The organism is Thiomicrospira sp. S5, assembly GCF_003991075.1.
GTDB lineage: Bacteria > Pseudomonadota > Gammaproteobacteria > Thiomicrospirales > Thiomicrospiraceae > Hydrogenovibrio > Hydrogenovibrio thermophilus.
This window is the reverse complement of sequence record NZ_CP014470.1, coordinates 1620923-1633197: the sequence shown is the minus strand read 5'-3', so window position 1 is coordinate 1633197 and position 12275 is coordinate 1620923. Positions and strand designations below refer to the sequence as shown.

Sequence of the window (12275 nt, the reverse complement as noted above, 5' to 3'; positions counted from 1 at the left end):
GGTTGATTCCGATTCATGCTTGCGTGACGGCCTTTTTCAAACGGTAGTCGGCATAGAAAGCGCCCAGTGGAATCAAGGCGGCGACAAAGATCAAAGCGCCCAGGCCTGGGCGAATCAGCTTTTTCGACACGGCCGTCAACATGGTGAGCGTTAGTGAAATAAACAAAACGCCGTGGGTTGGCCCGAGCACTTTGACCGCGTAAGGCCAATCAAATTGATATTTAATCGGTACGGCTACAAAAACCAGTAGCAGCAAAGCGATACCGTCCAGCAGAGCCAGCCAGTAAAGTAATTTAAGATGGGAGTTCATCGTTTTTCCTCTTGAAAACCGCGTCAAAAACGCCGTTCGGTCTTATTGAAAGTGTGTTTAAGCGTGGTTGTTATGGTGTCACGTTTTGATGGATGAAGGCTTGAGAAAGCCTTGAAACGGCTGGGCTAGGCAAGCGAGAAGGTGGTTTGAAAACCGAATGGCGAAACCATTCGGTCGTCGCGTTTGAACGCTTAGCGTCCGAGGTATTGGATTTTGACCAGTGCACCGAAAATCGGGTGGTCGAAATAATGCAGTTCGCCGGATTTGATTTTGCGGGATTCTTTTAGCTGAAAGCGCCAGAACTCCGGTAACTCGGCTTCTTCCAAATTCTGGTTGGCGGCGAATTCGTCGCGGATGCGCAATGGGATTTTGCGGTCCAGTTCCAAATCCAAACGGACATGGGCGTAACGGGATTTGTAAAACACCAAGGTGCCGAGCAGTTTGGACTGATAGCTTTTGTCCGGCAGGGCTTCAATCAGAATCGGTTTGGTTTTGTCTTCCGGCTTGCCTTCCAGTACCCAGCTGGTGTGGTAGAGGATGTGATAACCTTTTTGCGGCGTCATTTTATTCGCTTCACCTTCCAGCATGAAACGGCTGGCCGGAAGGGTGGTAAGGTTAACCGTGCCATCAATATTGACCGGGTCCGGTTCATGCCAGTATTCTTCGGTCCAGCCACGCAAGGCCAGGGTTTCGAAAACAATCAGTTCCACTTGATATTTCGGCAGGTCTTCCGCTTGGACTTTGGTGGCAAGGCCCAGACTGAGAAAGCAAACCGTCATCAAGCTGAAAAACAATCGTGTATGCATTTAAGTGTCCTTGTTCGAAATGGTGGCCACGATGAGTTCGATGGCGTTGATTCGTTGTTTCATGTCAGGCATTGTATCGAAATATTTTAATTCCGTTTGCCCTTTTAGTTGATAGTTCTTGGGGTGATTTTGAATCAATTTAATCAATTCCACCGGGTTGATGTTGGGGCTGTCGCCGAATTGGATGCGAATCATCGACTCGGACGCTTCCAGTTTTTTCAGGTTCAGCGGTTCAATCAACAGTTTGACGCGCGTGGCCTCGAATAGGTTTTTGACCTGCGGCGGTAGCAGCCCGAAACGGTCGATCATTTCCACTTCCAGTTCCTGTAAGCCGTTGGTGTTGTCGGCACTGGCGATGCGTTTGTAGAACACCAGACGGGTGTGGATGTCCGGCAGGTAGTCTTCCGGAATCAAGGCCGGCAAACCGAGTTCGATTTCCGCGCCGGTGTGGAGCTTGGCTTCCAGCTCGGGTTGTTTGCCGGATTTTAACGACTTGACGGCGCGTTCCAGCAATTCCGAATAGAGGCCGAAACCGATTTCCTGAATCTGGCCGGATTGGCCGTCACCGAGCAGTTCACCCGCGCCACGGATTTCCAAATCATGGCTGGCAAGCATGAACCCGGCACCGAGGGTATCGTGTTTGGCGATGGCGGTGAGGCGTTTTTCGGCGTCGGTGGTCATCAGGCTTTTACCGGCGGTGAACATATAAGCATAGGCTTTGTGGTGCGAACGTCCGACACGGCCGCGTAACTGGTGCAATTGCGCCAGACCGAATTTGTCGGCACGGTGAATCAGAATGGTGTTGGCGGTCGGAATGTCAATGCCGGTTTCGATAATGGTGGTGCAGACCAGAATGTTGAAACGGCGATGATAGAAATTCTGCATCACCTGCTCCAATTCGCGTTCGTGCATTTGGCCATGGGCGACGTCGACCTTGGCTTCCGGCAGGAGTTCGCGCATGTCTTCCGCCATCTGTTCGATGCGGTCGACATTGTTGTAAAGCAGGTAAATCTGCCCGCCGCGACGGATTTCCCGCAGACAGGCTTCTTTGACCACATCCGGGTTCCATTCTTGCACGAAAGTTTGCACCGCCAGACGTTTGGCCGGCGGCGTGGCGATAATCGACAGGTCTCGTAAATCGTTCATCGCCATATTCAGCGTTCTCGGAATCGGCGTGGCGGTCATGGTGAGCACGTCCACTTCGGTACGGAGTTTTTTGAGTTGTTCTTTCTGGCGCACGCCGAAACGGTGTTCTTCGTCGATGATGATCAACCCGAGGTTGTCGAACTTCATGTCGCCTTGAATCAGCTTATGGGTGCCGATGACGATATCGACCTGTTTGTTTTGAACCGCTTCGAGAATCTGTTTGGTTTCCTTGGCGGTTTGGAAACGGGATAAGCCTTCAATGCGCACGGGCCAGTCGGCAAAACGGTTTTTAAAGTTTTCCATGTGTTGCTGGGCCAGCAGGGTGGTCGGCACCAAGACGGCAACCTGTTTGCCGGCGTAAGCCGCAATGAAGGCGGCGCGCATGGCCACTTCGGTTTTGCCGAAGCCGACGTCGCCGCAAATGAGGCGGTCCATCGGTTTGCTGGCTTGCATGTCATGCACCACTGCATCGATGGCGGCTTCCTGGTCGGGCGTTTCTTCGAACGGGAAGCTGGCGCTGAAGCGGGCGTAGGCTTCTTCGTCGGTTTCGAAAGAATGACCAGGCCTGGCTTCGCGCTGGGCGTAGATGTCGAGCAGTTCGGCGGCGACGTCGCGGACTTTTTCGGCGGCTTTGCGTTTGGCCTTGTCCCATTTGTCGGAACCGAGTTTGTGTAACGGTGCGGTTTCGGCGCTGGCGCCGGTGTAACGGCTGATGAGGTGCAGCGAGGTGACGGGCACGTACAACTTGGCTTCGCCGGCGTATTCGATCATCAGGAATTCGTGTTCTTCACCTTGGATGGTCATGGTTTCCAGGCCAAGGTAGCGGCCGACCCCGTGGTCGAAATGCACAATCGGGCTGCCGATGTCCAGTTCGATGAGGTTGGAGATGGTGGTGTCGAATTCGGAGTGTTTGCGCTTACGGCGTCGTTTCTGAATGACGGTTTGGCCGAAAATCTGCGCTTCGGAAATCAGGCAAAAATCCGGTGTGAAGATGGATTCTTCCAACGGGCCGACCACGATTTGATGTGGTAAATCGTTGTGTTTGAACGCATTCCAATCATCGACGATTTTCGGAACTTTTCCTTTAAATTCAGTGTGTTTTCCGAGCAATGTTAACAGCGTTTCTCGGCGTCCGGTGGATTCGGCGCAATACAGAATGCGGCCGCCGTATTCGCTTTGGTACTGATCCAGAAAGGCATTGAGTTTGGCCATCGGGTATTCGCTATTGGCCTGTACATTCAAATCCGGTGTCGGCAGTGTTTTGAAGTCCACCTGGTTTTTGCCGGAGGCGATGCGTTCCAGTTGAATGCGATGATGGTTTTTCAGGGCGCTGAAAATGTCGTTTTCGGATTGAATCAGTTCTTCCGGCGGCAGTACCGGATAATCCGGGTTGTGCTGTGCGATTTGATACCGCTCACGGTAATCGCGCCAGTTCTGTTCAATGGCATCCTGAATGGCCGGTTGGTTGAAGAACAGGCTGTTTTCCGGGATGTAATCGAACAGGGTGGCGGTTTCGGTATGAAACAGCGATAGATAATATTCCAGGCCATCGACCGTTTGGCCGTTATGGACGGCTTGGTACAACAGGCTGTTGCGCGATTCGTCCCCGAAGGTTTGGCGGAAGCGTTGTTTGAATAAGGTGATGCCGTCCGGGTTGAGGTCGTATTCCTTGGCGGGCAGGAGTTCGATTTGGTCAATCTGCTCGGTGCTGAGCTGGGTCTCTGGGTCGAAACAGCGGATGGTTTCGACTTCGTCGTCGAACAAGTCCAATCGGAAAGGCGTGCGGCTGCCCATAGGGAAGAGGTCGATAATCGAGCCGCGCACCGCAAATTCGCCGTGTTCCATCACCTGACTGACGCGTTGATAGCCGCCGGATTCCAAACGTTGGGTAAAGGGTTCGATGTCGAGGGTATCGCCACACTTTAATATAAAGGTGTATTGTTCGATGAACGTATGGGGAACCACTTTTTGCAACAGGGTACTGACCGGCAGGATCAAAATGCCTTTTTGGGTTTGCGGCAGTTGATAGAGCGTGCGCAGGCGTTGCGAGATGATGTCCTGGTGCGGCGAAAACTGGTCATAGGGCAGGGTTTCCCATTCCGGAAAGTTCAGAATCGAAAGGTCGCCTTCGGAAAAGAAGTTCAGCGCGTCTTCATATTTATTGGCTTCGCTCATTTCCTGAGTCAGCAAAACCACCAGGCCTGGGTGGTTTCGGGCTTTTTCCATGATGACGAGCGCGTCTTCGGCCGAGGTGTTGAGCGACCAGTGTGACGTCTGGCCTTTTAGTGGAACCTGATCGGCTTCCAGCAACGAGTAGGGTTTGGGCATGCGATTTTCTATGACTTTGGGTTTGTATTGGTTTGAAAAATGACGGTATTTTATCAAAATATTGCTTTCAACTGGCGTTTTCAGGCAGCATAATAGCCGCCATCTGTTCGTATAAATACAGTCGTGTAGAACGATACCAAATCGCATCGGGAAAAGGGTTGAATCAATGGTGAAGGGTCGCTGGGCTTACAACTGGGTACAAATTTTAGCGCATCATTACGGGAAAAGTGTTGTGGTGTTCGGTGCCTTGTGGTTGCTGGCGCTGGGCGGGCTATTTCAGTCTTTAGCGTTATTCGAGCAGATGAATTTTATGTGGGTTGGATTGGCGTTGGCGCTGATGGGCGCGGTCGCGGTTAAGGTGATGGATTCGGTGAAAGCCGGTGTGTTGCTGTTTGGATTGAGTTTGGCGGTGCTGGGTGCTGTGCTGGGGCTATTGGGCTGGTTTGGTTTGGCGTTGAGTGAAACATCGGTGCTGGGCATGGTGGTGGTGTTGGCGTTGATGATGAGCAACCTGGTGCATGTGATGGCGGCTTTGTTGCGGGAAATGGCACGGGGCGGGTTTCAGCATGATGCCTTGGCCGAAGCCTTGAATATGAATGCGGCGCCGATTTTGTTATCCAACCTGACAACGGGGCTGGGATTTGGTGTGGCCGCTTTTTACGATCCACGTTTAATGGATGCGGCCTGGATTGTGGTGTTGGGTGCCGCCGTAAGTTACGCCATGTTGATGACGGCGCTGCCGCTGATTTTGTTGCGTTGGTTTTTGGAATTCCGCGTCGGACACTATGAAGATCGCCATGGTTTTATTGGTTTGGCGGAAAAATTTCAGGCGTATCCTAAGTGGGTGACGCTCATGTTGTGGCTGTCCGCTTTACTGGTGGTGATGAGCCTGGTGTACTTAGCCCGTAAGCTGGATAACCTAAGCGCGGTGGGCGTGATGTTAGCCACGAGTTTTGTGGTGTTATTAGTATTTTGGCATGACCTTAAAATAACTTTAATGACCCTATTAAACAGTGTTTTGTCGGTTATTTTGGTTTTGACTGCGTATTTTTCCGTGCAAAATTTGCAAGCGATATCGGCGGTCATTTTGATTGTGCCGCTCGGGATCGTATTGGATGATGCCATTCATTACTTTGCGCGTTACTTGAAGTCAAAGCGGGGGTATTTTAACGATGTGGAGTCGTGTCACCGGTTTGCGCTGGCCAGCGTAGGGCGGCCGATCTGGGCCACCACGCAGATTTTGATCGCCGGATTGTTGGTGTTGAGTTTCAGCGAAAATACACTGGTGCAACAGGCGAGTTTGATTACACTTTTGGCGGTTTTATTAGCCTCGTATATTGTGTTGGTTTGGCTGCCGGCGCTGGGGTTAAAAAAGGCCAAAAACAACCGCTAATAAAATTTATTCCACAAAATCAGTAAAACTTATTATTCAATATACGAAAAATTTATTTTTAATTTGAATATTAATGCTTCATTATTTCCGGTCAAGAAGTCTGTGGTAACTCAAAAACAGCACGGATAGGGCGTCTTGATCAAGACGGCCGCCACTTTCCGGCTCGGATTTCTCAAATAAAAATCAGATAAGCGCTTGATGTTGCAGCGGGATTCAGAGTTTTCGGGATCTGAAGCCTAAAACCTTATTCTTGTTTGACGGTTAAGTGCAATTTCTAGAGATACGAATGAAAAGGAACGAAAAATGGCAACAATTGTTGTAGTAGGATCAAGCACCGGTGGTCTACCGATGGCTTACGATGTTCGTAAGCACCTAGGCAAAGAACACACCATCAAAGTCGTAAACGCAATCGACGAGTTTAACTTCGTCCCATCCAACCCATGGGTGGCCGTTGGCTGGCGTAAACCGGAAGACATCTCTTTCAAGCTAGAGCCGCATTTGACGCGTAAGGGCATTGAGTTTTACCACCAGACTGTGACGAAGCTGGATGCTCCGAACAACAAAATCACGTTGGATGACGGTAACGAAATGGACTACGATTACCTGATTCTGGCCACGGGTCCGGCACTGGCCTTTGAAGAAATCGAAGGCTTCGGGCCGAAGAGCCACGGCGGGAATACGGTTTCCGTTTGTACGACGCCGCACGCGACTGAAGCGTTTGAGCAGTGGGAAGAGTTCTGCGAAAACCCTGGACCAATCGTTGTGGGCGCTGTTCAAGGCGCATCCTGTTATGGTCCGGCTTACGAGTTTGCGATGATCATGGAAACCGATTTGCGTAAGCGTAAGATTCGTAGCCAGGTGCCAATGACGTTTGTGACGTCTGAGCCTTACATCGGTCACTTGGGGCTAGGTGGTGTTGGTGACTCCAAAGGGTTGATGGAAACCGAAATGCGTAACCGTCACATCAACTGGATCTGCAACGCTAAAGTCACCAAAATCGAAGACGGCAAAATGTATGTCGACGAGCACAATAACAAAGGTGACGTTATTGACCAGCACGAGTTGCCATTTAAATATTCCATGATGTTGCCGGCGTTTAAAGGTTCTAAATTCTTGCAAGAATTGGCTGAACCAGAAAACATGGGCGGACCGTTGGTCAACCCACGTGGTTTCGTGAAAGTGGACAGCTTCAGCCGCAACCCAACATATCACAACATTTATGCGTTGGGTGTGGGGATTGCGATTCCACCCGTTGAAAAAACGCCGGTTCCAGTGGGGACGCCAAAAACCGGTTTGATGATCGAATCAATGGTGACTGCGATCTGCCACAACATCGAAGCGAACCTGGAAGGGAAAGAGCCGGATTCCGAGCCAACTTGGAACACGGTGTGTCTAGCCGATATGGGTGATACCGGTGCGGCGTTTGTGGCCTTGCCACAGATTCCACCACGTAACCTGACTTGGGCGAAACGTGGTAAATGGGTTCACTTGGCGAAAATCGCATTTGAAAAATACTTCATCCGTAACATGAAAGCCGGTAATTCCGAGCCGATTTACCAGAAGTACATTATGAAAATGTTGGGGATCAACCGTTTGAAATCCGACAAATAAGACGTTCTCCGTCTTTCAGTAAAAACGCCCTCCTTGTGAGGGCGTTTTTGTTTGTGGCATTCAGTGAAAAGGCTTAACGTTTAAAGTCATCATTGCCGCAAGGCTTTGCTTTATAATAAGCGCCATGAATTTAGCCGCCACTCTTCATTATCTGGACCTGCTGGGCACCGTCGTGTTTGCCATGACCGGTCTGCTGGCCGCCAGCCGGAAACAGCTCGATTTATTCGGTGCCATTGTCATTGCCATGGTGACGGCGGTCGGTGGCGGCACTTTGCGTGATTTAATTCTCGATCAACCGGTTTTTTGGTTGTCGGAAAATATCTATATCTATGTGGTGGTGATTTCCACCTTGTTCCTGTTTTTCTACGCGCGCTTTCGCAGTTTGCCGACACGTTTGTTGCTGTTTTTGGATGCATTGGGATTGGCGGTGTTCAGCGTTATCGGGGCGCAGAAAGCGATGGCTTTAGGATTGTCCGATCCGATCGTGATTATGACCGGCGTCATGACCGGTGTGGTCGGCGGTGTGATTCGGGATGTTTTGATGGGCGAAGTGCCGTTAATTTTCCGTAAGGAAATTTATGCAACGGCTTCTTTTGTTGGTATCAGTTTGTTGTTGCTACTGGAAGGTTGGGGTGTGTCGGCTGACGTGTCGGTCATCGTGTCGATCTTAGTGATTTTCATCTTGCGGGCTTGGGCGGTGCAATTCAATATTGGATTGCCGGTGTTTCAGCCCGTGAATACGCAGGATTAAAGTAAGAGTTTTTCTATGTTCAAACTGCCTTTTGAGTTGTTATTGGGGATGCGTTACACCCGGGCTAAAAAACGGAATGGGTTCATTTCGTTTATTTCGCTGTCCTCGATTATCGGGATTGCTTTGGGTGTGACGGCCTTGGTGACGGTGATGTCGATTATGAATGGGTTCCAGCAAGAGTTGCGCGACCGTATTTTAGACATGACGGCGCACATGACCTTGTCCGAGCGCGGCGAACGGTTACACCATTGGCAGGACTTATACGGCATTGTGAAAACGTTGCCGCATGTAAAAGGGGCTGCGCCGAACGCCATGGGGCAAGGCATGTTGACGGCTGGCGATCGTGTTAAAGGTGTTTTGGTGCGAGGCATTTTGCCGCAGTATGAAGGCCAGGTGGCGGACGTACAATCCAAAATGATTTACGGTCAAATGGATGATTTGAAATCCCGCGATTACAACATTATTCTCGGCACGGAGTTGGCAAATGGCCTTGGGGTGTCGGTGGGTGACAAGGTCACCCTGGTCGCGCCGCAAGCGTCAATTTCGCCGATGGGAATTATGCCGCGCTTAAAGCGATTTACCGTGTCCGGTCTGTTTGAAGTGGGGATGCATGAATATGACAGTGCGTTGGCGCTGGTGCATATGAATGATGCTCAGCGAGTGTTTAAACTCGGTGATGCCGTCTCGGCTTTGCAATTACGATTGGACGACTTGTTTGCGGTTCGCACGGTGCGCAATGAAATTGCCGATGACATTGATCAGGTGCTGTACATCCGAGACTGGACACAGCAACATGCCAATTTCTTTAAAGCCATTGAAATGGAAAAACGCATGATGTTCATTGTGCTGGCGTTGATTATCATGGTGGCGGCCTTCAATATCGTGTCGACCATGGTCATGGTGGTGACCGACAAGCAGAAAGACATTGCCGTGTTGCGCACCATTGGCGCGAGTCCGGCCAGTATTCAAACCATTTTCATGGTACAAGGCTTAATCATCGGGATTGTCGGGGCCTTGATGGGGATTGTTGGTGGGGTGACCATTTCCTTGAATATCGACGTCATCGTCCCGTTCATTGAAAATCTGTTTGGCTTTAAGTTCTTCCCGGCGGATATCTATTACATCAGTAAAATCCCATCCGACCTGCATTGGGAGGACGTTTGGGTGGTGTCAGGCCTGGCGTTTATTCTGACTTTGTTAGCGACGATTTATCCGGCCCGACGCGCGGCCAAAACTCAACCGGCGGAGGCTTTGCGCTATGAGTAATGTTATTCTTCATGCCACGAATCTGGAAAAAGAATACCGTGACGGCAAACTGGTGACGCCGGTCATCAAAGGTTTGGACTTTGAGCTGAAAACCAATGAAAAGGTGGCCATTGTCGGCAGTTCCGGTTCCGGTAAAAGTACTTTGCTGCATTTGTTGGCCGGATTGGATACGCCGACCGGCGGCGAAGTGGGGCTGATGGGGCAGGATTTTTCCCGTCTCAGCGAAGTCAAGCGCGGCCGACTCCGAAATGAATACATGGGGTTTGTGTACCAATTTCATTTTTTATTACCGGAGCTTAGCGCGTTGGAAAACACTATGTTGCCGTTGCGGGTGGCCCGAAAACCGGCGCATCAAGCACAGCAAGAAGCGGAAGCTTTGCTGGAACGCGTTGGGTTGGCGCATCGTATGGCGCATAAGCCAGCCGAATTGTCGGGCGGGGAGCGTCAGCGGGTTGCGATAGCTCGGGCCTTGATTACTCGCCCGGCCTGCGTGCTGGCCGATGAACCGACCGGTAACCTGGATGAAACCTCGGCACAACAGGTGTTTGACTTGATGTTGGAGTTGAATCAAGAACTTGATACGGCACTGTTGGTGGTGACGCACGACTTGAAATTGGCCGCGAAAATGGATCGACAATATCAATTGTCGGAAGGCCATTTTGTGACGCCTGATCGCGTGGTGACGCCCGCCTGATATGCTCAGTATTCAATCCGTTACCTTGATGGCCGGGACAAAAGTCCTGTTAGAAAATGCGTCTCTGGTGATTCATCCGGGGCAAAAAATCGGTTTAATCGGTGCCAATGGGGCCGGGAAATCCACGCTGCTCAAAGCCATTTTGAATGAAGTGCCGCTGGATACTGGCACCATTGCGATGCCCGAGGCCTGGCAGGTGGGGTATGTGGAGCAAGAGCAAACGCACCTGTACATGAAAGCGCTGGATTATGTGATGTTTGGCGATACGTTGTATGCTCAAGCACGCAACAAAATCCAGCAGGCGGAGCGCGACAACCACCACGAGCGACTGGTGGCGGCTTACGATGAGTTAGATCATATCGACGGTTACGATGTGCCGATGAAAGCCCAGCAATTGATGTATGGTTTGGGATTTAAAGAGGCGGATTTCGATAAACCGCTGGAAGCCTTTTCGGGTGGTTGGCAAGTGCGTTTAAAGTTAGGCCGAGCCTTGATGCAGCGCGCGGATTTACTTTTACTGGACGAACCGACCAACCACTTGGATATCGAAGCGGTTTCCTGGCTGGTGCAGTGGTTGAAATCCTTTCAAGGGGCGGTCATCGTCATTTCCCATGACCGCCATTTCTTAGACGAGGTGGTGCAGGGCATTGCGCAACTCGACCAAGGACGTATTCACTATTTTACCGGCAATTTCGCCGCTTTCGAACGTCAGCGGAACGAGCAGTTGATGCAGCAACAGGCGTTGCACGACAAGCAGAAAAAGCAGATGCAGCATTTGAAATCGTTTATCGAACGTTTCAAAGCCAAGGCGTCCAAAGCCAAGCAGGCGCAAAGTCGTGTCAAAGCCATGGAGCGTATGGAACAAGTGGCGGCGGTTCAAGCGACGAACCCATTTCAATTTCAATTGGCGGAACCGGACCACCTTCCCGACCCGATGCTGAATGTCGAAGAATTGAGTTTTGGCTATGGCGATGAAGCGATTCTGCAAGAGGCTTCGTTAGTTTTGCGCGCCGGTGACCGCATTGGTTTGGTTGGGGTGAACGGCTCCGGGAAATCAACGTTGTTGAAACTGTTGATACGAGAGCTGCAACCGAAAAGCGGGGTGGTCAAACACAGCAAAGGGCTGAAAATCGGCTATTTCGCACAGCATCAATTGGAAGCCTTGAACCCAAATCAAACGCCTTTGGCGCATATGCTGGCGCTTGGCAAGGAAATGATGACGAACATTACCGATCAAGAAGCACGGGATTTTCTCGGGCGATTCGGGTTTGGGCATGATAAAGCTCTGTCGCCGGTCAAGCCGTTTTCCGGTGGCGAAAAGGCCCGCTTGTCGCTGGCGCTGATGGTGTATCAAGAACCCAACCTAGTGATTTTGGACGAACCGACCAACCATTTGGATATGGAAACCCGTGACGCGCTGGAAATGGCGTTGCAGGCGTTTTCCGGCGCTTTGATTCTGGTGACGCACGATCAGCATTTATTGTCGAGTATTGTCGATCAGTTTTGGTGGGTGCACGATACGCGGGTCGAGCGTTATGCCGGTGATCTGGAAAGTTATTTGCAACAGCGGTTAAAACGCCTGAAAGAACAGCAAGCAAGTATCAAAGCTGAAAAAGCGGCCAATTCGGCCAGGCCTGGTGATTCTTCGGATGACAGAGGGGCTGTGAATAAAAAAGCGCAGCGCCAGGAAAATGCCCAGTTCCGTAAGCGTCTTAAGGAAGCGACGCGTGCGCAAACCAAACGGTTAGCCCAAGTGGAAAAGGCGCTATCGAAAGCGCAGGATGAATTGACGAAAATTCACACGACGATGGAAGATGCCGGTTTATATGAGGCGAGCCGTTCCGAAGAATTGACCGCATTGCTCAAAGACGAAGCGCGTTTAACCGCTGACATTGAAACGCTGGAAGAAGAGTGGTTGCTGTTGGAAGCGGAAATCGAAGAGATCACCGAAACGTTTGAATAGCTGGGTG

9 protein-coding genes are annotated in these 12275 nt (G+C 50.9%); 6 read left to right on the top strand and 3 right to left on the bottom strand.

Annotated features, from left to right (window positions below; translation table 11 throughout):
• Positions 1-13: 13 nt before the first annotated feature.
• The 3 genes from AYJ59_RS07490 to mfd all read right to left on the bottom strand — a co-directional run bounded on the left by AYJ59_RS07490 (position 14) and on the right by mfd (position 4590).
• Positions 14-310 (bottom strand): DUF3817 domain-containing protein, encoded by a 297-nt coding sequence (locus tag AYJ59_RS07490; protein WP_127119742.1) that lies wholly within the window; start codon positions 308-310, stop codon positions 14-16.
• Between the two features lie 191 nt (positions 311-501).
• Positions 502-1116 carry a peptidoglycan binding protein CsiV gene (locus AYJ59_RS07485; RefSeq protein WP_127119741.1) on the bottom strand — a complete coding sequence of 205 codons (615 nt, stop codon included), beginning with the start codon at positions 1114-1116 and terminating at the stop codon, positions 502-504.
• On the bottom strand, positions 1117-4590 hold the full coding sequence (gene mfd / locus AYJ59_RS07480; protein WP_127119740.1) for a transcription-repair coupling factor: 3474 nt from the start codon (positions 4588-4590) through the stop codon (positions 1117-1119). It lies immediately after the preceding gene.
• Positions 4591-4756: 166 nt separating this feature from the next.
• Between mfd and AYJ59_RS07475 the strand changes: the two genes are divergently transcribed.
• The 6 genes from AYJ59_RS07475 to AYJ59_RS07450 all read left to right on the top strand — a co-directional run bounded on the left by AYJ59_RS07475 (position 4757) and on the right by AYJ59_RS07450 (position 12268).
• The gene (locus AYJ59_RS07475) at positions 4757-5983 is read left to right on the top strand and encodes a hypothetical protein (protein WP_127119739.1); all 1227 of its coding nucleotides are present in this window, start codon (positions 4757-4759) and stop codon (positions 5981-5983) included.
• A gap of 303 nt (positions 5984-6286) precedes the next feature.
• Positions 6287-7594, top strand: a complete 1308-nt coding sequence (locus AYJ59_RS07470) for an NAD(P)/FAD-dependent oxidoreductase (RefSeq protein WP_029938077.1) — start codon at positions 6287-6289, stop codon at positions 7592-7594.
• Between the two features lie 124 nt (positions 7595-7718).
• Complete coding sequence (locus tag AYJ59_RS07465; protein WP_029938078.1) at positions 7719-8345, top strand: trimeric intracellular cation channel family protein; 627 nt, start codon at positions 7719-7721, stop codon at positions 8343-8345.
• 15 nt (positions 8346-8360) lie between these two features.
• Positions 8361-9611, top strand: a complete 1251-nt coding sequence (locus AYJ59_RS07460) for a lipoprotein-releasing ABC transporter permease subunit (RefSeq protein WP_029938079.1) — start codon at positions 8361-8363, stop codon at positions 9609-9611.
• Complete coding sequence (lolD, locus tag AYJ59_RS07455) at positions 9604-10305, top strand: lipoprotein-releasing ABC transporter ATP-binding protein LolD (RefSeq protein WP_127119738.1); 702 nt, start codon at positions 9604-9606, stop codon at positions 10303-10305. Before AYJ59_RS07460 ends, lolD begins: the two co-directional genes overlap by 8 nt.
• 1 nt (position 10306) lies before the next feature.
• Complete coding sequence (locus AYJ59_RS07450; RefSeq protein ID WP_127119737.1) at positions 10307-12268, top strand: ATP-binding cassette domain-containing protein; 1962 nt, start codon at positions 10307-10309, stop codon at positions 12266-12268.
• Positions 12269-12275: the final 7 nt, after the last annotated feature.

Excerpts from the sequence above, each read along its gene's own strand:
- AYJ59_RS07490 (WP_127119742.1), bottom strand. The coding sequence starts at position 310 with ATGAACTCCCATCTTAAATTACTTTACTGGCTGGCTCTGCTGGACGGT.
- AYJ59_RS07485 (WP_127119741.1), bottom strand. The coding sequence starts at position 1,116 with ATGCATACACGATTGTTTTTCAGCTTGATGACGGTTTGCTTTCTCAGT.
- mfd (WP_127119740.1), bottom strand. The coding sequence starts at position 4,590 with ATGCCCAAACCCTACTCGTTGCTGGAAGCCGATCAGGTTCCACTAAAA.
- AYJ59_RS07475 (WP_127119739.1), top strand. The coding sequence starts at position 4,757 with ATGGTGAAGGGTCGCTGGGCTTACAACTGGGTACAAATTTTAGCGCAT.
- AYJ59_RS07470 (WP_029938077.1), top strand. The coding sequence starts at position 6,287 with ATGGCAACAATTGTTGTAGTAGGATCAAGCACCGGTGGTCTACCGATG.
- AYJ59_RS07465 (WP_029938078.1), top strand. The coding sequence starts at position 7,719 with ATGAATTTAGCCGCCACTCTTCATTATCTGGACCTGCTGGGCACCGTC.
- AYJ59_RS07460 (WP_029938079.1), top strand. The coding sequence starts at position 8,361 with ATGTTCAAACTGCCTTTTGAGTTGTTATTGGGGATGCGTTACACCCGG.
- lolD (WP_127119738.1), top strand. The coding sequence starts at position 9,604 with ATGAGTAATGTTATTCTTCATGCCACGAATCTGGAAAAAGAATACCGT.
- AYJ59_RS07450 (WP_127119737.1), top strand. The coding sequence starts at position 10,307 with ATGCTCAGTATTCAATCCGTTACCTTGATGGCCGGGACAAAAGTCCTG.